This is a genomic window from Streptomyces capparidis (assembly GCF_054782095.1).
In genome coordinates this window covers 33,239-53,425 of sequence record NZ_BAAGTD010000024.1, presented here as the reverse complement: position 1 = coordinate 53,425, position 20,187 = coordinate 33,239, and the positions used below count along the sequence as shown (strand labels likewise).

Sequence of the window (20,187 nt, the reverse complement as noted above, 5' to 3'; positions counted from 1 at the left end):
GTGCGGCGTGCCCGGGTTGGAGAACACGGAGGACTTGGCGGGACTGGGGTGCCCGGCGGACGGGGCAGGGCCTGCGTCCGCCGCGGCGCGGGAGGGGGCCCGCCGGGGTTCGAGAGGGCAGAAGGCGTGGCGGCACGGGGCCCGGGCGGGGCACCCGGCGGACGTGACGCGGCCCGAGCCCCCCGCGGCGCGGGGAGGCGCGGCGCCGCGGGGCCGCCCCAGCCGCTCCGCCGACCCGGCCCCCGCCGACGGGCCCCGCGCGGGCCCGGTGCCCGCCCAGCTCTCGCCGGGTGGGCGCCGGGCGTCGCGGCGTTACTCGCAGGCGTCGCCGTCGCCGTCGCGGTCCAGGTGGGATGCGTAGCCGGGGTCTCCGACGTACAGGGGGGTGTCGCCCGCGGCCCGGGCCTCGGTGCAGTTCGAGTAGTACACGGACCCGCCGCCGGTGCCGCCCGGGACGTCGTCCGGTTCCGCCGCGACCTCGGCGGGTTCCGCCGTCACCGTCTCCGTGGCGGTCGCGGTGGCGGTGGCCGTCACGGTGACGGTGGGCCGCGGCTCCGCCTTCGCCCGCGCGGCCGGGCTCGCGGACGCGGTGACGGTGGCGGTGGTGGTCACGGTCGGCCCGGGCTTGGGCTTCGCCTCGGCGCCGGAGTCCTCACCGCCCGCCGTGCCGATGCCCACGCCGATGAACAGCAGCAGGGCGGCGACGGGCACGGTGACGCGCTTGCGCGCCCACCGGGGTCTGCCGGCGGGCGGAGATGTGCGGTACGGGTCGGTCATGGTCCCCCCTGGTCGGTGCGTGCGGTGGGACGACCGTAGTGGCGCCGCCCGGGCGCCCACGGCGGCGTGACCGTGTTGTGACCGCCCGCGCACGGCGGCGCACCGCCGTGCGCTCAGGGTTCGGGGTTCAGGGCTCCATCACCGTGAACCGCCCGCCCAGCAGGCGCATGTCCACGCTGTCCGGGTCCGGCTCGCCCTGCTCGGCGATGAGCTTCTCCGCGTACACCTCCGAGTCGTCCTGCGGCTCGTACCCCAGCGCCCTGGCGGGGCCCAGGTCCCACCAGCCGCGGGTGTTGGCGGACAGCCCGTAGACGATGGTGTGGCCGACGTCCGGCGCGGTGATCGCGGCGTGCAGCAGGCGGGCGCAGTCGTCGGGGCTGAGCCAGGTGCTGAGCATCCGCACGTTCGCGGGCGTGGGGAAGCAGGACCCGATGCGGATGGAGACGGTCTCCACCCCGTACTTGTCGGCGTACAGGGAGGCCAGGCCCTCGCCGAACACCTTGGACACGCCGTAGTAGGTGTCGGGCCTGGACCGGACGTCCACCGGCAGCGGGGCGTCGCCGGCGGCGTCGCGCGGGACGAAGCCCACCACGTGGTTGCTGGAGGCGAACACCACCCGGCGCACGCCCTCCGCGCGCACGGCCTCGTACAGCCGGTGCGTGCCCCGGATGTTGGCCTCGACGATGTCGTCGAACGGTGCCTCGACGGAGATGCCCGCCAGGTGGACCACCGCGTCCACGCCGCGCACGGCCTCGCGCAGCGCGGCCTCGTCCAGCAGGTCGGCGGTGATCGCGTCGGGCGCGTCCTCGATCGGGGCGACGTCGAAGAGGCGCAGCTCGTAGCCGTGGCGGGGCAGGCGCGCGCGCATGAGCGTGCCCACGCCGCCGGCGGCGCCGGTGAGCAGGACGGTCTTGGGAACGGTCATCGCTGTTCTCCTCCGGTGGCCGGCACGGATCGGTCCGCCTGGCGACTGCTCACAGGGGCGATTGGGGCACGTTTGTGGATTGCGTTCACATTCGTGGAAACCCTAGGGAGCGGGCGACAGCGCGTCAACCCTCACCGCGCGCTGCCCCCGCGCGGCTCCGCGCCCCCCGTGCCGGTTCATCATCCCTCCCCTCCTCCGGGGGTGCCCGCCGGGGTCGTTTCCCGGCCGGGGCCGGACGGCGCCTTGACCGCCCCCGCCCGCTCCCCTAGCGTGGCAATTGTTCACGAGTATGTATGAAGGTCAGCTATCTAAACAGCAGCTATCCGCGCGGCCAGTCGTCCGGACAGGGGCAGCCGTCCCGCACAGGCAGCTCGGTGAACCCCGGCCGCCCGGACCGCGCCCGCCGCCCGGCCGCGCGGGCCGTCCGAGGGGGCCGCCCCCGGCCGGCCCTGCCCGCCCACCCGGCCGCCCCACCGACGTCAAGGGAGTGCACCCCGATGACCGAGTCCCTCGCCGAGCGCCTCGACGGCGTGCTGTTCTTCCCGGTGACCGCGTTCGGCCCCGACGGAGCCGTCGACCTCGACGTCTTCCGCGCCCATGTGCGCGCCAGCGTGGACGCGGGCGCGGGCGCGGTGTTCGCCTGCTGCGGCACCGGCGAGTACCACGCGCTCGACCTGGAGGAGTACCAGCGGCTCGTGGCCGCCGCCGTGGCGGAGACCGGCGGCGCCGTCCCGGTGCTCGCGGGCGTCGGCCACGGCACGGCCCTGGCCGTCAGGTACGCCCGGCTCGCCGAGGAGGCGGGCGCCGACGGCCTGCTGGTGCTGCCGCCGTACCTGGTGGTCCCCGGGCAGGAGGGCCTGGTGGCGCACTACCGGAGGGTGGCCGCCGCCACCGGCCTCGAAGTGATCGTCTACCAGCGGGACAACGCGGTGTTCACCCCCGCCTCCGTGGTCCGCCTCGCCCGCGAGGAGAACGTCATCGGGCTCAAGGACGGCGTGGGCGACCTCGACCTGATGCAGCGCATCGTCTCCGCCGTCCGCGAGGAGCTGCCCGGCGGCCCGTTCCGCTACTTCAACGGCCTGCCCACCGCCGAACTGACCATGCCCGCCTACCGGGGCGTCGGCATCACCCTGTACTCCTCCGCGGTGTTCTGCTTCCTGCCGGAGGTCGCCACCGCCTTCCACCGGGCGCTCTCCACCGGCGACGACGCGACCGTCGATCGCCTGGTCGACGGCTTCTACCGGCCGCTGGTGGAGCTGCGCAACCAGGGCAGCGGCTACGCGGTCTCGCTGGTCAAGGCGGGGGTGCGGCTGCGCGGCCTGGACGTCGGGCCCGTGCGCACCCCGCTCACCGAACCCGCTCCCGAGCACGTCAAGGCGCTGTCCGACCTCATCGACCGGGGCATGGCCCTGGCCGCAGGGACCTGACCGGACCGGCCGCGGACGCGCCCGTACTAGGGTCCCAGGCGTCCGCGGCAGGCCGTCGCCGCCGCCCCGACCTCGCAGGAGCCCACGTTGCGCGCATCCGCCTTCCTCTACCCCTGGGACGTCGTCGCCGACCCCGCGGCCCCGCGCCGCGTCGCCGAGACCGGCGTCGAGCAGGTCACCCTCGCCTCCGCCTACCACAGCACCCGCGCCCTGACCCCGCGCCACCCCCGGCACCGCGTCGTCACCGCGCCGCACTCCGCCGTGTACTACCCGGCCGACGAGGCCCGGTGGAAGGGCCGGGCTCTGCGCCCCCTCCCGCAGCGGTGGATGCCCGGTGACGACCCGTTCGACGAGGCCGCCCGGGCGCTGGCCGCCGCCGGTCTTGACGTGCACTCCTGGGTGGTGCTCGCCCACAACTCCCGCCTCGGCGAGGAGCACCCGGACACCGTCGTGCGCAACGCCTGGGGCGACCGGTACCCGTGGGCGCCGTGCATCGCCCGGCCCGAGGTGCGCGAGTACCTGCTGGACCTCGCCGCGGAGGCCGCGGTCCGGCCCGGCGCCACCGGCGTCGAACTGGAGTCCTGCGGCTGGTACGGGCTGGCGCACCTGCACGCCCACGACAAGATCGGCGGGGTGCCGCTCGGCGCCGCCGCGCAGTACCTGATGTCGCTGTGCTTCTGCCGCGCCTGCCGCGACGGCTACGCCGCGGCGGGCGCCGACCCGCAGGAGCTGCGGCGGGCCGTCACCGGGGCGCTCGGCCCGCTGTGGGCGGGGGCGCCGCAGTTGCCCGCGGGGCAGGGGCGCGCGGGGGAGTGGGCCGCGGTGGTCTCCCTCCTCGGCGAGGAGCCGGCGGCGGCGACCCTCGCGCACCGGAGCGCGGTCGCGCGCTCCCTGCAACGCGCGGCCGTGGCGGCGGTCCGCGAGGCGGCGGCCGACCCGGGCTTCCGCGTGCTGCTGCACGCCGACCCCGCCCCGCACCGCTACGGCGCCAACGTGGGCGTGGACGCCCGGGACCTGCTCGAGGTGGCCGACGGCCTGGTCCTGCCCTGCACCGACGCGGCCGACCGCGCCGCGATCCTGAAGGCCGCGGACGTGCCCGGCCGCCGCCCCGGCACCGTGCTCGCCGCCAACCTCACCATCGTCTCCGGCATGGGCGGGGTCACCGGCGACCTGACCGCCGCCGCCCGCGAAGCCGCCTCCCACGGCGCCGGCGAACTGCGCCTGTACCACGCGGGCCTGGCCTCCGACGCGGACCTGGAGCGCACCAGGCGGACCCTGGCCGAACTGAAGGGGTAGCCGCCCGGCCGGGGGTCGGACGCGCGACGACGCGGCCGACCGGCGCGCGGCGGGCCGGAGGGCGGCGGGTCCGGGCGGGCGCCGGTCATCCGACCTCTCCTCCTCGTGGCGGGCCACCGGTCCGCGACCGGCCCGCCAAGTCCCCCGCCGACGAGGACACGTTCCACCGTCAGCCGTCCCCACAGGGGGCCGGCTGACGACCCATGCCCTGAGGTGACACCGCGCCGCACCCCCTTCGGGCGCACGCGGACTCCCCGACCCACCGTCAGGTCCCTGCCCTCCGTGGTAGGACCACCCCCCTTCCCCAACCGCGGCCCGAACGGCACCCCCACCCCTCCCCGCCGACCCGCCGCCGCGCCCCACCGCCCCACCCCTCCCCGCCGTCGCGCCGCGCCCCACCCGCCCCGCGGCCACCCCCGGTTCACCCGACGTGACCTGCCCCGTCACCCCCGCCGCCCGCGCGCCCACCCCCCGTGACCAAACCGCAATGTAAGCGATTTCTGTCCGGAGCATTGACGCGGCCCCGGGCCGCTCCTACTTTCGTCGCGTCATACGTCATATACGAGATGCGTCATACACCTGACGCCTCCACCGGGTGCCTGCACGCCCCGGTTCCGCCCGTGATGAGGAGTTCCCATGGACGCTGCCGCGCCCGCTCCGCTGGTGCTCGGCGGGGAGCCCGCGCCGATTCCCTCGCGCACGGTCGTGGTGCTCCAGTCCATCAAGCACGCCATCCTCACCGGCCGGCTCCGCCCTGGCCAGCAGCTTGTGGAGACGGAGCTCGCCCAGGCGCTGGGGGTGTCCAAGACCCCCGTCCGGGAGGCGCTGAAGACCCTCGCCGGTGCCGGGCTCGTCGTGATGAGCCAGTACAAGGGCGCCACCGTCCGCACCGTGGACGCCGCGATGGCGCGCTCGGTGTACGACGTGCGGGAGCTGCTGGAGCCGGAGGCGCTGCGCCGCGCCGTCACCCAGGGCGCGCCGCTCCAGGCGGCGCGGGAGGCCCTGGAGCGCGCGGACTCCGCCGCCGACCGGGCCGACCGCTCGCTCGCCAACCGGGACTTCCACCGCGCCCTGTACACCGGCTGCGGCAACCCGCTGCTCGCGCGCATGCTGGACGACCTGCGCGACCAGGCGGCGCTGGTGTCGGCCGTGGTGTGGGAGGCGGTGCCGTCCTGGGAGCAGGAGGCGCGCGAGCACCGCGAGATCCTGCGGTTCGCGCTGGCCGGCGACGCCGAGGAGGCGGCCCGGCTGCTGCGCGAGCACATCCGGGGCTTCGTCACCCGGGCCTTCCCGGGCGACGAAGCGGACTCCCCGGCCGACCCGGTCCCGTAGACCGGCGGGCGCGCGGAGCGAGGGGACCCCTCCGCGCGCCCGTCATTCCAGCCACCCCCCGCACTCACCACCCCTGACCCCCTCGAAGGGCGGACCGCATGTCATTCGCACCGCTGACGGCAGCGCTGGCCGATGTCGTCGCGATTCCGGTGACCCCGTTCGACGCCGAAGGCGGCGTGGACCGGGACGCCTTCCGCGCCCTGCTCCGCCGGCTCACCGACGCCGGAGTCAAGACCGTCACCCCCAACGGCAACACCGGCGAGTTCTACGCCCTCGCCCCGGCCGAGCGCCGCCTGGTGGTGGAGGAGACCGCCGCCGAGGTGGGCGACACCGCCGCCGTGCTGGTCGGGGTGGGCCACGACCTGCCGACCGCGGTCGCCGCCGCCCGGCACGCCCGCGAGTGCGGCGCGGGAATGGTGATGGTGCACCAGCCGGTCCACCCCTACGTCGCCCCGGACGGCTGGGTGGACTACCACCGGGCGATCGCGGAGGCCGTGCCGGAGCTCGGCGTCGTGCCGTACGTGCGCAACCCGCTGATCGACGGCGAGCACATCGCCAGGCTCGGCGAGCTGTGCCCGAACGTCCTGGGCGTGAAGTACGCGGTCCCCGACGTGACCCGCTTCGCCGCGGTGGCCCGCGACGCCGGGCTCGACCGGTTCGTGTGGATCGCGGGCCTGGCCGAGCTGTACGCGCCGGGCTACTGGGCGATGGGCGCGACCGGCTTCACCTCGGGTCTGGTCAACGTCGCCCCGCGCATCTCCCTGGGCATGCTCGACGCGCTGCGCGCCGGGGACCTCCCGGCCGCGATGAAGGTGTGGGAGCAGATCAGGACGTTCGAGGAGATGCGCGCCGAGCGGCAGTCCGCCGACAACGTCACCGTCGTCAAGGAGGCGCTGGCCGCACTCGGCCTGTGCCGCCGCGACGTGCGGCCGCCGAGCCGCGCCCTGTCCGAGGCCCGGCGCGAGCGGGTCGCCGCCCTCCTCGCGGGCTGGGACCTGTCCCAGCGGTCCTGACTCCACCCTCCCCGATGGCCGCCGGTCAGGGACGACACGGAAGGCAACCAACGCCATGCAGCACCCCGACAACCGCAAGGCCCCCGAAGACCTGCGCAGCCACCGCTGGTACGGCGCCGAGGGCCTGCGCACCTTCAGCCACCGGGCGCGCACCCGGCAGCTCGGGTACCTGCCCGAGGAGCACCTGGGCAAGCCGGTCGTCGCGATCCTGAACACCTGGAGCGACATCAACCCCTGCCACAGCCACCTGCGCGAGCGCGCCGAGGCGGTCAAGCGCGGCGTGTGGCAGGCGGGCGGCTTCCCGCTGGAGTTCCCGGTGGCGACGCTGTCCGAGACGTTCCAGAAGCCGACCCCCATGCTGTACCGGAACCTGCTGGCCATGGAGACGGAGGAGCTGCTGCGCTCCTACCCGGTGGACGGCGCGGTGCTGATGGGCGGCTGCGACAAGACCACCCCGGCCCTGCTGATGGGCGCCGCGTCCGCGAACCTGCCCGCCGTCTTCGTGCCCGCCGGGCCCATGCTGCGCGGCCACTGGCGCGGCCGGACCCTCGGCAGCGGCACCGACATGTGGAAGTACTGGGACGACCGCCGCGCCGGGCTCATCGGGGACTGCGAACTCGCCGAACTGGAGTGCGGTTTGGCGCGTTCCCCCGGCCACTGCATGACCATGGGCACCGCCTCCACCATGACCGCGGCCGCCGAGGCCCTGGGCATCACCATGCCGGGCGCCTCCTCCATCCCGGCCGTGGACTCCGCCCACTCGCGGATGGCGGCGGCCGCCGGGATGCGGATCGTGGACCTGGTGTGGGCGGACCTCACCCCGGACAAGCTGCTCACCCGCGAGGCGTACGAGGACGCGGTGGCCACCGTGCTGTCGCTGGGCGGCTCCACCAACGCCGTCATCCACCTCATCGCCATGGCCGGCCGCTGCGGCGTCACCCTCACCCTGGACGACTTCGACCGGATCGCCCGCCGCGTCCCGGTGCTGGCCAACGTCCGCCCGGGCGGCGAGAAGCACCTGATGGAGGACTTCCACTACGCGGGCGGGCTGCCCGGGCTGCTGGCCAGGCTGGGCGAGGCCCATCTGCACCTGGACCGGCCCACGGTCGCCCACCGCACCCTGCGCGAGCAGCTCGCCGGCGCGCTGGTGCACGACGACGACGTGATCCGCCCCCTGGACAACCCGGTCGCGCCGGAGGGCGGGGTGGCGGTGCTGCGCGGCAACCTCGCCCCGGACGGCGCCGTCATCAAGCACATCGCCGCCGAGCAGCACCTGCTGAAGCACACCGGGCCGGCCGTGGTCTTCGACGACTACCGGCAGATGCAGGACCGCATCAACGACCCGGACCTCGGCATCACCCGGGACACGGTGCTGGTCCTGCGCGGCTCGGGCCCGCTGGGCGGCCCGGGCATGCCCGAGTACGGCATGCTGCCCATCCCCGACCACCTGCTCAAGCAGGGCGTGCGGGACATGGTGCGGATCTCCGACGCCCGGATGAGCGGCACCTCCTACGGCGCGTGCGTGCTGCACGTGGCACCCGAGAGCCACGTCGGCGGACCGCTCGCCCTCGTCGAGACCGGCGACCTGATCACGCTGGACGTGGGCGCGCGGGTGCTGCGCCTGGAGGTGGACGACGCCGAGCTCGCCCGCCGCCGCGAGCGGTGGAAGCCGCCGGCCCCGCGCTACCAGCGCGGCTACGGCGCCCTGTACCAGGAGCAGATGACGCAGGCGGACACCGGCTGCGACTTCCGCTTCCTCGCCCGGCCCGGCGAGGTGCCCGAGCCCTACGCGGGCTGACGGCCCGAACCGAGGACCACCCACAGCCCGGACACCAGCCGGTGCGGACACGGCCGCCACCGGTGCGCCGACACCGTTCGGCACGTGCCTTCCGTGCAGCCCATCCCGATCGACAGGAGCGGTCATGGCCATCGCCGTGGCGAAGGAACCCCGGCGCAACCGCCGCCGGAGGACAAGCGGGTCACGCCTCCCGTATCTGCTGATCTCCCCAGCCGTGCTGCTGATGCTGGGCTTCATCGCCTACCCGATGCTCAGCGTCTTCTACTACAGCCTCCAGGACTACAACCCGACCAAGCCCTGGCGGAACGGCTACGCGGGCTTCGACAACTTCACCCGCATCTTCACCGACGACCCGCTGTTCTGGGACAGCCTGGCATTCAGCGCGAAGTGGGTCGTGGTCGAGGTCGGGCTGCAACTCCTGCTCGGCCTGGCCCTGGCCCTGCTGGTCAACCAGACCTTCGTCGGCCGCGGCGTCGCCCGCGCCCTGGTGTTCTCGCCGTGGGCGGTCTCCGGCGTGCTCACCACGACGATCTGGCTGCTGCTCTACAACCCGTCCACCGGCGTCGGCAAGTACCTGGCGGACGCCGGGATCGGCTCCTACGGCACCTCGTGGCTGTCGGACCCCGACACCGTCTTCCCCGCCGCGGTCCTCGCCGAGCTGTGGCGCGGCGTGCCGTTCTTCGCCATCCTCATCCTCGCCGACCTCCAGTCCATCCCCAAGGACCTGTACGAGGCGGCGTCGGTGGACGGCGCGGGCCGGATGCGGCAGTTCTTCCACATCACCCTGCCGCACCTGAAGGACGCGATCATCCTGTCCACCCTGCTGCGCGCGGTGTGGGAGTTCAACAACGTGGACCTGCTCTACACCCTCACCGGCGGCGGACCCGCGGGCCAGACCACCACGCTGCCGCTGTACGTCGCCAACACCGGCGTGGAGGGCCACGACTTCGGCTACGCCTCGGCGCTGACCACCGTCGCCTTCGTGATCCTCCTGTTCTGCTCGATTCTCTATCTGCGGCTCAGCAAGTTCGGAGGCGACCGCTCATGACCACCGCCGTCTCCCCACAGGGAACCTCGCCCACGCCGCACACCCGCTCCGCGGACGGGGCCGCGCCGCCGAGGACCAAGCGGCCCAAGCGGGGCATCCACGACCGGGTGCCGCGCTGGCAGGTCTTCCTGCCGCTGGGCCTGTACCTGCTGTTCACGCTCATCCCGTTCTACTGGATGCTGCTGTTCGCGCTGCGGCCCACCGGCTCCACCTCGCTGGTGCCGTGGCCGGCGACCACCGAGCACTTCGACAAGGTGTGGAACGAGAACGGGTTCGACATCTTCTTCAAGAACAGCCTGATCGTGGGCGCCGTCTCGCTGGTCACCACCACCGTGGTCGCGCTCGCCGGCGGCTACGCGCTGGCCAGGTTCAACTTCCGCCTCAAGCGCGGGTTCATGCTGGCGCTGCTGTGCTCGCAGTTCGTGCCGGGCGCGCTGATGCTGGTCCCGCTGTTCGAGATCTTCCGCAACCTGAACCTGATCAACTCCCTGTGGAGCGTGATCATCGCGGAGACCGTCTTCCAGTTGCCGCTCTCCCTCATCCTCATCAGCGGGTTCATCAGGAACGTGCCCGCCGAGCTGGAGGAGGCCGCGTGGGTGGACGGCTGCGGGCGCTTCCGGGCCTTCTGCGCGGTGGTGCTGCCGCTGCTGCGGCCCGGCCTGATCGCGGTGGGCTCCTTCGCCTTCGTGCACAGTTGGAACCACTTCCTGTTCGCGCTGATGTTCCTCAACTCGCAGGAGAAGTACACGATCCCCGTCGGGCTGAGCTACACCATCGGCGCCGAGAGCGTGGACCTCGGCACCCTCGCCGCGGGCGGCGTGGTCGCCGCGGTGCCCGTGGTCATCGTGTTCGCCTTCATCCAGAAGTGGCTCATCGCCGGATTCAGCGCGGGAGCCGTCAAGGGCTGACCGGCCGCGCCCGACCCACAAGGCCCCGCCAGGCCGCCGGCGCAGCCGTCGGCGAAGCACTGTCAGGAGGAGAGACGCCGCCCATGGAACCGATACCCGTCGTGCTCGCCGGAGCCCGCGGCCACGGCCGCTGGCACCTGGAGAACGTGCTGCGCCTGGCCAGGGCCGGGCGAGCCGTCCTCGCGGGCGTGTGCGAGCTGGTGCCGCTGTCCGAGGCCGAGCTGGCGGAGGCGGGTCTGGCCGGGGCCGCCGCCGCCTCCGTGCGGCAGTCCACCGACCTGGCCGACCTGCTGGCGCGCACCGGCGCGGGCGTGACGATCGTGTGCACCCCCATCCACACCCACACCCCGCTCGCCCTGACCGCGGCCCGCGCCGGCTCGCACGTCCTGCTGGAGAAGCCGCCCGCGCCCTCGTTCGCCTCCTACCGGGAGATGGCCGAAGGCGTCGCGGCGGCCGGGGCGGCCTGCCAGATCGGCTTCCAGTCGCTCGGCTCGCACGCCATCACCGCCGTGCGGGAGATCGTCGCCGAGGGCCGGATCGGGCGGGTGCGGGGCATCGGCGCGGCCGGGGCCTGGGTGCGCGACGACGCCTACTGGGCCAGGGCCGCCTGGTCGGGCCGGCGGCGCCTGGGCGGCACCGACGTCGTGGACGGCGTCCTCACCAACCCGCTCGCCCACGCCCTGGCCACCGCACTGCGCCTGGACGGCGGCGACCGCGCGGAGGACGTCGCCGAGGTCGAGCTGGAACTGTTCCGCGCCAACCCCATCGAGGCCGACGACACCTCCTGCGTGCGGGTGCGCACCACCCGCGGCGGGGTCGTCACCGTCGCCGCCACCCTGTGCGCCGAGCGCAACAGCGACCCGTACGTCGTCGTCCACGGCGAGCGGGGCCGGGTGGTGCTGTGGTACAAGCAGGACCGCGTCCGGGTGGAGTGCGACGGCGCCGAGCCGGTCACCGCCACCCACCCGCGCACCGACCTGCTGGAGAACCTGCTCGACCACCTGCGCGACGGCACCGAACTGCTGGTGCCCCCGGCCGCGACCGGCGCCTTCATGCGGGTCGTGGAGGCGGTGCGCACCGCGCCCGACCCGGTGCCGCTGCCCGGCGGCGCCTGGCGCACCGAGCCGGGCGAGCGCGCCCCGCGCCGCGTGGTGCCGGGCGTGGACGACCTGGTCGCGGCCAGCGCCGAGCGCCTGGCGACGTACTCCGAGCTGGGCGCCCCCTGGGCCGTGCGCGCCGCCGTGGGGGAGGAGGCCCGGTGAACCCTCTGCGCTGCGGGGAGACGGCCGTCGCCTGGTACACCGAGGAGCCCGGCCTGCCGGAGCGGCTCTCGCCGCGCCCCTGTCTGCACCCGGTGCGCACCCTCGCCGGCACCCGGGTCACCGAGACCCGGCCCGCCGACCACCTGCACCACCTGGGCGTCAGCCTCGCCGTGCCCGACGTGGCCGGCCGCAACTTCTGGGGCGGGCGCACCTATGTGCGGGACCGGGGGCCCACCGAGCTGGCCAACCACGGCAGGCAGACCAGGGTGCGCCTGGTGGACGCCTCGGCGGACGGCTTCACCGAGGAGCTGTCCTGGACGGCGGACCCGGCCGCCACGCCCGACGGGCGGGAGCTGCCCGGCGGCGAGCTGCTGCGCGAGCGGCGCACCGTCGCCGTGCGGCCCCTCACCGGGACGGCGTGGGCGCTGGACCTCGCCTTCCGCCTCACCAACACCTCCGGCGCCGACCTGAGCATCGGCAGCCCGGCCACCAACGGCCGGCCCGGCGCCGGGTACGGCGGGTTCTTCTGGCGGGCGCCGCTCGGCGCCGAGCCGCCCGAGGTGTTCACCGCGGACGCCGAGGGGGAGGAGGCCGTGCACGGCCGCCCCGCGCCGTGGCTGGCCCTGGCCGCCCCGGCCTGGACGCTGGTGTTCACCGCGGGGGACGAGGCCACCGGCCGCGACCCGTGGTTCGTGCGCACCAAGGAGTACCCCGGTGTCGGCTCCTGCCTGGCCTGGGAGCGGCGGCTGCCGGTGCCCGCGGCCGGCGCCGTCACCCGGCGGATCGTGACCGCGGTCGCCGACGGCCGCCTGGACCGGGCCGCCGTGGCACGGCTCGTCACCGACCACCTCGACGTGAGGACCGACCATGTCTGAGCGACGGCTCCCCTGGACCGCCGACCGGGGCGACGGCACCTACCGCAACCCGGTGCTGAACGCCGACTGGTCCGACCCCGACGCCATCCGCGTCGGCGACGACTACTGGCTGACCGCCTCCAGCTTCGGCCGCGCCCCCGGCCTGCCGCTGCTGCACTCCCGCGACCTGGTCAACTGGGAGATCGTCGGCCACGCGCTGGAGCGCCTGGAGCCGGAGGAGACCTTCGCCGAGCCCCGCCACGACTGCGGGGTGTGGGCGCCCTCCATCCGCCACCACGGCGGCCGGTTCTGGATCTTCTGGGGCGACCCCGACTTCGGGATCCAGCAGATCAGCGCCGCCGACCCGCGCGGCCCGTGGACCAGGCCGCACCTGCTCAAGGCGGGCAAGGGCCTGATCGACCCGTGCCCGCTGTGGGACGAGGACGGCAACGCCTACCTGGTGCACGGCTGGGCCAAGTCGCGCTCCGGGATCAAGAACCGCCTCACCGGCCACCGGATGAGCCCCGACGCCCGCGAACTGCTCGACGAGGGCCGCGTCGTGGTGGACGGCGACGCGCTGCCGGGCTGGTTCACCCTGGAGGGCCCCAAGCTGTACCGGCGGGACGGCTGGTACTGGATCCTCGCCCCGGCCGGGAGCGTGGAGACCGGCTGGCAGGGCGCCTTCCGCTCCCGGGACTTCTTCGGCCCCTACGAGGAGCGGATCGTCCTCCAGCAGGGCGCCACCGACGTCAACGGCCCCCACCAGGGCGCCTGGGTGACCACCTCCGCGGGCGAGGACTGGTTCCTGCACTTCCAGCACCGCGGCGCCTACGGCCGCGTCGTCCACCTCCAGCCGATGCGCTGGGACGAGGAGGGGTGGCCGGTGATGGGCGACGAAGGCGAACCGGTGGCGGCCCACCCCAAGCCCGAGGCGGAGCCGCGGCCGGTGACCGCGCCCGCGGTGGACGACGACTTCCCCGGCGGCGCGTTCGGCCACCAGTGGTCCTGGACCGCCAACCCGCACCCGGGGTGGGCGGGCAGCCACGACAGCGAGGGCCTGCGCCTGGCCTGCCACCGCACACCCGACGCGCACGACCCGCGCAAGCTGCCGAACATCCTGGTGCAGCGGCTGCCCGCGGAGGTCTTCACCGCCACCGTGCAGCTCACCCTGGACTCCGCGACGCCCGGGGCGAAGGCGGGCCTGGTGGTGCTGGGCGACGCCTTCAGTTGGATCGGCCTGGAGTTCGACGGCACCGCCACGCGCCTGGTGCACCGCTTCGGGGAGGGCGTCGCCGAGGCGGAGCGGGAGGCCGAGCACCCCAGGGCCGCGCCCGAGGGACGGGCCCGGCTGCGGGTGGAGGTGACCGCGGGCGCCAGGTGCCGGTTCGCCGCCGACACCGGGGACGGGCGCGGCTGGCAGCCGTCGGGGCAGGTGTTCGTCGCCACGCCCTGGCGCTGGGTCGGTGCGCTGCTCGGCCTGTTCGCCACCGCCCCCGAGGGCGCGGGCCCGGCGGGGACCGCCGAGTTCAACGCCTTCCACGTCACCCCCGACCCGGACGCCTGAGGCCCCCGGCCGCACCCGCCCCACCCGACCCGCCCGCACCGACCCCGCCACCCGCACCGAGCAAGCGAGGAGCCGCGATGTCCTACCGCGGTACCGGACCCATTGGCATGATCACGACGAGAACACCCCATGTGGCGGCGACGGCCGCCGCCGCGCTCGCGGCCGCCCTGCTCACCGCGCCCGCACCCGCCGCGGCCGCGGCCCCCGCCGAGCGGACCGCCCCCGCGGCGGGCCCCCGCCACGCCGAGGCCGCCGACGGCTTCGCCTCCGTCGCCGCCCTCGGCCAGAACGGCACCACCGGGGGCCGGGGCGGCGACGTCGTCACCGTCACCACGCAGGAGCAACTGGCCAGGTACGCCTCGGCCGCCGAGCCCTACGTCATCCGGGTGGCGGCCGCCATCGACGTGGCGCCGTTCGGCACGGAGATCACCGTCGCCTCCGACAAGACCATCGTCGGCGTCGGCACCGCAGGCGAGATCGTCCACGGCGGGCTGCGGCTCGAACCCGGCACCCACAACGTGATCATCCGCAACCTCACCATCCGGGACACCTACGTCGAGGGCGACTGGGACGGCAAGACCCAGGACTTCGACGGCATCCAGATGGACTCCGTCCACCACGTGTGGATCGACCACAACACCTTCACCCGCGCGGGCGACGGCCTGCTGGACATCCGCAAGGACAGCACCAACGTCACCGTCTCCTGGAACGTCTTCAAGGACCACAACAAGGCGTTCGGCGTCGGCTGGACCCCCAACACCGCCACCGACATCACCGTCCACCACAACTGGTTCCACGGCATCAAGCAGCGCAGCCCCGTCATCGACAACGCCGCGCACGCGCACCTGTACAACAACCACCTCTCCGGCCAGCACGCCGACGACGACCCGGTGTGGACGTACGGCAACTGGTCCCGCGGCCGCACCCGCATGGTGATCGAGAACAGCTACTACGACGGGATCCGCCACCCCTACCAGGCCGACGAGACCGCCGAGCTCGTCCAGCGCGGCAGCGTGCTGCGCGGCACCACCGGACGCCACGACGAGCGCGGCACCGCCTTCGACCCGCGCGACTTCTACCCCTACCGGGCCGACCCCGCCCGCGCCGTGCCCGCCCTGCTGCGGAAGCACGCGGGCGTGCAGAGCGGCATCGGCGCCACCACCGTGCTCCGGGTGGCCGCCGACGGCTCGGGCGACCACACCACCGTGCAGGCCGCCGTGGACGCGATCCGGCCCGGCCACACCGGGCGGGCCGTCATCCGCGTCGCGCCCGGCACCTACCGGGAGAAGGTGGTGGTGCCCGCGGACAGGCCGCCCCTGTCCCTCGTCGGAGAGGGCCGCCGCCGCGACGACACGGTGATCGTCCACGACACCCCGGCCGGCGCCCCGCTGCCCGGCGGCGGCACCGCCGGCTCCACCGGCAGCGCCACGGTGCTGGTGCGCGCCGACGACTTCACCGCCCGCAACCTCACCTTCGTCAACGACTTCGACGAGGCCGCCCACCCCGAGATCTCCGCCCGACAGGCGCTCGCCGTGAAGACCTTCGGCGACCGGATCGTCTTCGAGAACACCGCCTTCAAGGGCAACCAGGACACGCTGATGACGGACAGCCCGGCGCTCACCGAGATCAGCCGCGTCTACATCCGCGACGCCCACATCGAGGGCGACGTGGACTTCATCTACGGCCGCGCCACCACCGTGGTCGACCGCAGCCTGATCCGGGCGCTCAGCCGCGGCAGCACCACCAACAACGGCTGGATCACCGCGGCCAGCACCTGGAAGGAGAACCCCTACGGCTTCCTGATCAACCGCAGCCGGGTCGTCAGCGACGCGCCCGACGGAACGTTCCACCTGGGCCGGCCCTGGCACCCCGGCGGCAACCCCGACGCCGTCGCCCAGGTGCTCATCCGGGACACGGAGCTGCCCGCCGCCATCGCGGCCGCGCCGTGGACGGACATGAGCGGCTTCTCCTGGCGGGACGCCCGCCTCGCCGAGTACCGCAACCACGGCCCCGGCGCCGCCGTCACCCCCGACCGGCCGCAGATGAGCGACGCCGACGCGACCCGGCACGAGGTCGCCGACTACCTCGCGGGCACCGACAACTGGGCACCGCACCGGCGCTGACGCCCCGACGCTTCCGCCGCACCCGATCCTTCCCGTTCCACGCACGACCGACAAAGGAGTCGCACCGACCATGTCACCGACATCCGCCCGCCGCAGAGCCCGTCTCACCGCCGCCGTCGCCGCGGCCGCCTGTCTCGCCCTGACCGCCACCGCCTGCGGGGACGACGGCGGCGGCTCCGGCGAGGAGGGCGAGGGCAAGGGCAAGATCGTCTTCTGGGACAACAACGGAGGTCCGCGCACCGCCGTCTGGAAGAAGATCATCGCCGAGTTCGAGAAGAAGAACCCGGACATCCAGGTCGAGTACGTGCCCGTGCCGATCACCGAGGTCCAGTCCAAGTACGACACCGCCATCGCGGGCGGCGGCCTGCCGGACGTCGGCGGCGTGGGCACCGCCTACCTGGCCAACCTGGTCGCCCAGGGCGCCCTCGACCCGGTCACCGACCGGATCGAGTCGGGACCGCTGAAGGGCAAGCTGTCGCAGAACTTCGTGGAGAGCGTGAAGTCGGCGGGCGGCGAGGAGAGCGAGCTGTTCTCCGTGCCGACCTCCGCCAACCAGGGCACCCTGTGGTACCGCACCGACCTGTTCGAGCAGGCCGGCCTCGCGCCGCCCCACACCTGGAACGACTTCTACACCGCGGCCGAGAAGCTCACCGACGCCAAGAAGAACAAGTTCGGCTTCACCATCCGCGGCGGCGCCGGGTCCATCGCCCAGGCCCTGGACATGATGTACGCGCAGTCCGGCATCGACACCTTCTGGAAGGGCGACAAGACCACCGTCAACGACCCGAAGAACGTCGAGGCGCTGGAGAAGTACGTCGGCCTGTACAAGAAGGCCACCCCGGCGGCCGACCTGAACAACGACTTCACCAAGATGGTCGCCCAGTTCGACAACGGCCAGATCGGCATGCTCCAGCACAACCTGGGCTCCTACACCGACCACGTCAAGGCGTTCGGCAAGGACAAGGTCGCGGGCATCCCGCTGCCGCCCTCCACCGACGGCGGCGCCCGCACCATCGTCTCCAACCCGGTCGACGGCCTCGGCCTGTTCAAGAGCGGCAAGAACAAGGCCGCCGCCTGGAAGTTCATCGAGTTCGCCGCGTCGAAGGAGATGAACAGCCTCTGGAACCAGGAGGCCGGCGCGATCCCGGCCAACACCGAGGCCGCCCAGGACGCCTGGATCAACGAGGCCGCGCCGGTGAAGTCCGCCATGGAGTCCGTCAACGACCCGAAGACCAAGGTCGTCCAGCTTCCGTACTACCTGCCCGACTGGAACAACATCAGCAAGGCGGAGATGGAGCCGTCGTTCCAGAAGGTCATGCTCGGCGACATGAGCGCCAAGGAGTTCTGCGACACCCTCGCCGAGAAGATCGAGGCGGCCCAGAAGGAGTGGAAGGAGCAGCAGGGCTGACCCGGCCCCGCGCGGCCGGTGGCGCGCACCGCGCCACCGGCCGCTCCCCCCACCCGCACGTTCCCCGCCCGCCACGGAAGACAGGGCCGCCCATGTCCGACCACCCCCCACTGAGCCGCAGAAGAGCGGCCGCCGCGGTCGCGGGACTGCCGCTGGCGTTCGCCGCCGCCCCCGCCGCCCACGCGTCCGGCCCCCGCCCCTCCCCGCCGCGCACCATCCACATCGCCGGGGACTCCACCGCCGCCACCAAGCTCGCGGGCAAGGCCCCCGAGACCGGCTGGGGCCAGGTGCTGCCGCTGTTCCTGCGCGACCACCTGCGGGTGAGCAACCACGCCGTCAACGGCGCCAGCTCCCGCAGCTTCATCGAGCAACTCGACGCGCTCGACCCGATCCTGGACGCGCTGCGCCCCGGCGACTGGCTGTTCACCCAGTTCGGGCACAACGACCAGAAGACCGACGAGCGCGGCACCGACCCGTACACCACCTACCAGGACCACCTGACCCGCTACGTCACCGGCGCCCGCGCGCGCCGCGCCCGGCCGGTGCTGCTCACCTCGGTCGAGCGCCGCCGCTTCGACGCCGAGGGCCGCGCCGCGCCGTCCCTGGGGGAGTACCCGCGGGCCATGCGCGAGCTCGCCGCCGAGCTGCGGGTCCCGCTGGTGGACGTGCACGCCGCGAGCCTGGCCCGCTGGGACGAGCTCGGCCCGGACGGCACCCGGGAGCTGTTCCTGCACCTCGCGCCCGGCGAGCACCCCAACCACCCCTCCGGCGTGCAGGACAACACCCACTTCAACGCCCGCGGCGCGATCGAGGTCGCCCGCATGGCCGTCCGCGGCCTGCTGGCCGCACGGGTGCTGCACCCCGGCGACGCGCGCCGCGTGGACGCGGAGATCCCCGAGTCCGCCGTCACCTGGCCCGAGTCCTGACCTGACGTCAATCCCTCACGGGAGGTACTTCCTCATGCGCAGACCGTCCCGTCCCACCAGGGCCGCCGCGGCCCTCGCCGCCGGCGGCTGCCTGGCCGCGGTGCTCGCCGCCGCCCCCGCCTCCGCCGCCCCCGCGGCGCCCTCCGGAGCCGCGCTCGGCCGCTCCGCACTCCCGGCGGGCGACGGCTGGGCCTCGGCCGAGGGCGGCACCACCGGCGGAGCCGCCGCCGACGACGCCCACGTCTTCACCGTCCGCACCCGCGAGGAACTGGCCAGGGCGCTCGGCAACGCCGACCCCACCCCGAAGATCATCCGTGTCAAGGGGGTCATCGACGCCAACACCGCCGCCGACGGCACCCCGCTGAGCTGCGACGACTACGCCACCGACGGCTACGGCCTGGACGCCTACCTCGCCGCGTACGACCCGGCGACCTGGGGCAAGGCGGAGCCGTCCGGGCCGCTGGAGGACGCCCGGATCGCCTCCGCCAAGCGGCAGGCCGAGCGGGTGCAGCTCCGCGTGGGCTCCAACACCACCCTGGTGGGGCTCGGCGAGGGCGCCAAGCTGCTCGGCGCCAGCCTCCAGGTCAGGGGCGCGGACAACGTCATCATCCGCAACCTCACCTTCGAGGACGCCTACGACTGCTTCCCCCAGTGGGACCCCACCGACGGCACCCACGGCGAGTGGAACTCCGAGTACGACAACCTCGTCGTGTACGGCTCCACGCACGTGTGGGTGGACCACAACACCTTCACCGACGGCCGCCGCCCCGACGACGCCCAGCCGCGCCACTTCGGGCGGCTGTACCAGCAGCACGACGGCCTGTTCGACGTGGTGCGCGGCGCCGACCTGGTCACCGCGTCCTGGAACGTCTTCCGCGACCACGGCAAGACGCTGATGATCGGCAACAGCGACAGCGCCACCGGCGACCGCGGCAAGCTGCGCGTCACCCTGCACCACAACCAGTTCCGCGACGTCGGCGAGCGGGCCCCGCGGGTGCGCTTCGGCAAGGTGGACGCGTACAACAACCACTTCCTGGTCACCGACGCCACCGGCTACAACTACAGTTGGGGGATCGGTGTGGAGTCCCAGCTCCACGCGGAGGCCAACGCCTTCGAGGTGCCCGACGAGTTCCGGCCCGCCGACGTGATCAAGGGCTGGAAGGGCACCGCCCTCACCGACCGGGGCAACGTGGTGAACGGCCGGCTCACCGACCTCCTCGCCGCCCACAACGCGGACGCCCCGAACGAGCAGCTCTCCGGCGACGCGGGCTGGACCCCGATCCTGCGCGTCCGCGTGGACGACGCCCGGGCGGTACCGCGGGTGGTGACCCGGGAGGCGGGGGCCGACAAGGCGAAGTGACGACGGCGGGGGCGCTGGGGCGCGGCCTCGGACACCGGAGGCTCTCCCGTCCCACCCGGCGCACCCCGCACGAGCACCCGTGGGGGCCTGGGGGCGTAGCCCCCAGCGGGGGTTCAGGGGAGCGGAGACCTCTGGCCGCCGGAGGCTCCCCCAACCCTCCGCCCCC

Annotated in this window: 16 protein-coding genes; 14 read left to right on the top strand and 2 right to left on the bottom strand. The window is 74.1% G+C overall.

All coding sequences use genetic code 11. The annotated features are described in order from the left end of the window. Window positions 1-312: 312 nt before the first annotated feature. Both ACYVO2_RS20125 and ACYVO2_RS20120 read right to left on the bottom strand, forming a co-directional pair. A complete protein-coding gene (locus ACYVO2_RS20125; RefSeq protein ID WP_461009288.1) occupies window positions 313-777 on the bottom strand; it encodes an excalibur calcium-binding domain-containing protein in 465 nt (154 codons plus the stop codon). Between the two features lie 127 nt (window positions 778-904). Continuing rightward, on the bottom strand, window positions 905-1,702 hold the full coding sequence (locus tag ACYVO2_RS20120; RefSeq protein ID WP_461009287.1) for an NAD-dependent epimerase/dehydratase family protein: 798 nt from the start codon (window positions 1,700-1,702) through the stop codon (window positions 905-907). A gap of 497 nt (window positions 1,703-2,199) precedes the next feature. Here ACYVO2_RS20120 and ACYVO2_RS20115 point away from each other — a divergent pair, with 497 nt between their 5' ends. The 14 genes from ACYVO2_RS20115 to ACYVO2_RS20050 all read left to right on the top strand — a co-directional run bounded on the left by ACYVO2_RS20115 (window position 2,200) and on the right by ACYVO2_RS20050 (window position 20,021). Beyond that, window positions 2,200-3,129 (top strand): 5-dehydro-4-deoxyglucarate dehydratase, encoded by a 930-nt coding sequence (locus ACYVO2_RS20115; protein WP_461009286.1) that lies wholly within the window; start codon window positions 2,200-2,202, stop codon window positions 3,127-3,129. Window positions 3,130-3,216: 87 nt separating this feature from the next. Next, window positions 3,217-4,425 (top strand): hypothetical protein, encoded by a 1,209-nt coding sequence (locus tag ACYVO2_RS20110; protein ID WP_461009285.1) that lies wholly within the window; start codon window positions 3,217-3,219, stop codon window positions 4,423-4,425. A 636-nt stretch (window positions 4,426-5,061) separates the two neighbouring features. Beyond that, window positions 5,062-5,757, top strand: a complete 696-nt coding sequence (locus ACYVO2_RS20105; RefSeq protein ID WP_461009284.1) for a GntR family transcriptional regulator — start codon at window positions 5,062-5,064, stop codon at window positions 5,755-5,757. Window positions 5,758-5,855: 98 nt separating this feature from the next. Continuing rightward, a complete protein-coding gene (locus ACYVO2_RS20100) occupies window positions 5,856-6,770 on the top strand; it encodes a dihydrodipicolinate synthase family protein (protein ID WP_461009283.1) in 915 nt (304 codons plus the stop codon). 55 nt (window positions 6,771-6,825) lie between these two features. Then, window positions 6,826-8,568: an L-arabinonate dehydratase gene (gene araD / locus ACYVO2_RS20095; RefSeq protein WP_461009282.1), complete on the top strand. Its 1,743-nt coding sequence runs from the start codon at window positions 6,826-6,828 to the stop codon at window positions 8,566-8,568. A 124-nt stretch (window positions 8,569-8,692) separates the two neighbouring features. Further along, window positions 8,693-9,616 carry a carbohydrate ABC transporter permease gene (locus ACYVO2_RS20090; protein WP_461009281.1) on the top strand — a complete coding sequence of 308 codons (924 nt, stop codon included), beginning with the start codon at window positions 8,693-8,695 and terminating at the stop codon, window positions 9,614-9,616. Beyond that, on the top strand, window positions 9,613-10,524 hold the full coding sequence (locus ACYVO2_RS20085; protein WP_461009280.1) for a carbohydrate ABC transporter permease: 912 nt from the start codon (window positions 9,613-9,615) through the stop codon (window positions 10,522-10,524). The genes ACYVO2_RS20090 and ACYVO2_RS20085 overlap by 4 nt, the downstream gene beginning before the upstream one ends. 83 nt (window positions 10,525-10,607) lie before the next feature. Then, window positions 10,608-11,786, top strand: a complete 1,179-nt coding sequence (locus ACYVO2_RS20080) for a Gfo/Idh/MocA family protein (protein WP_461009279.1) — start codon at window positions 10,608-10,610, stop codon at window positions 11,784-11,786. Then, window positions 11,783-12,661, top strand: a complete 879-nt coding sequence (locus ACYVO2_RS20075; protein ID WP_461009278.1) for a DUF6807 domain-containing protein — start codon at window positions 11,783-11,785, stop codon at window positions 12,659-12,661. The genes ACYVO2_RS20080 and ACYVO2_RS20075 overlap by 4 nt, the downstream gene beginning before the upstream one ends. Beyond that, entirely contained in the window at window positions 12,654-14,204 is a 1,551-nt protein-coding gene (locus ACYVO2_RS20070; protein WP_461009277.1) for a glycoside hydrolase family 43 protein, read from the top strand. Before ACYVO2_RS20075 ends, ACYVO2_RS20070 begins: the two co-directional genes overlap by 8 nt. Before the next feature lie 107 nt (window positions 14,205-14,311). Further along, window positions 14,312-16,327, top strand: a complete 2,016-nt coding sequence (locus ACYVO2_RS20065; protein WP_461009276.1) for a pectinesterase family protein — start codon at window positions 14,312-14,314, stop codon at window positions 16,325-16,327. 70 nt (window positions 16,328-16,397) lie between these two features. After that, complete coding sequence (locus ACYVO2_RS20060; protein WP_461009275.1) at window positions 16,398-17,735, top strand: ABC transporter substrate-binding protein; 1,338 nt, start codon at window positions 16,398-16,400, stop codon at window positions 17,733-17,735. A gap of 92 nt (window positions 17,736-17,827) precedes the next feature. Next, entirely contained in the window at window positions 17,828-18,661 is an 834-nt protein-coding gene (locus ACYVO2_RS20055) for a rhamnogalacturonan acetylesterase (RefSeq protein WP_461009274.1), read from the top strand. A gap of 34 nt (window positions 18,662-18,695) precedes the next feature. After that, window positions 18,696-20,021, top strand: coding sequence for a pectate lyase family protein (locus ACYVO2_RS20050; RefSeq protein ID WP_461009273.1), 1,326 nt, complete (start codon window positions 18,696-18,698; stop codon window positions 20,019-20,021). Window positions 20,022-20,187: the final 166 nt, after the last annotated feature.

Bases quoted from the DNA above. Each gene is read 5' to 3' on its own strand.
- ACYVO2_RS20085 (WP_461009280.1), top strand. From the start codon at position 9,613: ATGACCACCGCCGTCTCCCCACAGGGAACCTCGCCCACGCCGCACACC.
- araD (WP_461009282.1), top strand. From the start codon at position 6,826: ATGCAGCACCCCGACAACCGCAAGGCCCCCGAAGACCTGCGCAGCCAC.
- ACYVO2_RS20065 (WP_461009276.1), top strand. From the start codon at position 14,312: ATGATCACGACGAGAACACCCCATGTGGCGGCGACGGCCGCCGCCGCG.
- ACYVO2_RS20060 (WP_461009275.1), top strand. From the start codon at position 16,398: ATGTCACCGACATCCGCCCGCCGCAGAGCCCGTCTCACCGCCGCCGTC.
- ACYVO2_RS20105 (WP_461009284.1), top strand. From the start codon at position 5,062: ATGGACGCTGCCGCGCCCGCTCCGCTGGTGCTCGGCGGGGAGCCCGCG.
- ACYVO2_RS20090 (WP_461009281.1), top strand. From the start codon at position 8,693: ATGGCCATCGCCGTGGCGAAGGAACCCCGGCGCAACCGCCGCCGGAGG.
- ACYVO2_RS20100 (WP_461009283.1), top strand. From the start codon at position 5,856: ATGTCATTCGCACCGCTGACGGCAGCGCTGGCCGATGTCGTCGCGATT.
- ACYVO2_RS20125 (WP_461009288.1), bottom strand. From the start codon at position 777: ATGACCGACCCGTACCGCACATCTCCGCCCGCCGGCAGACCCCGGTGG.
- ACYVO2_RS20050 (WP_461009273.1), top strand. From the start codon at position 18,696: ATGCGCAGACCGTCCCGTCCCACCAGGGCCGCCGCGGCCCTCGCCGCC.
- ACYVO2_RS20115 (WP_461009286.1), top strand. From the start codon at position 2,200: ATGACCGAGTCCCTCGCCGAGCGCCTCGACGGCGTGCTGTTCTTCCCG.
- ACYVO2_RS20120 (WP_461009287.1), bottom strand. From the start codon at position 1,702: ATGACCGTTCCCAAGACCGTCCTGCTCACCGGCGCCGCCGGCGGCGTG.
- ACYVO2_RS20070 (WP_461009277.1), top strand. From the start codon at position 12,654: ATGTCTGAGCGACGGCTCCCCTGGACCGCCGACCGGGGCGACGGCACC.
- ACYVO2_RS20055 (WP_461009274.1), top strand. From the start codon at position 17,828: ATGTCCGACCACCCCCCACTGAGCCGCAGAAGAGCGGCCGCCGCGGTC.
- ACYVO2_RS20080 (WP_461009279.1), top strand. From the start codon at position 10,608: ATGGAACCGATACCCGTCGTGCTCGCCGGAGCCCGCGGCCACGGCCGC.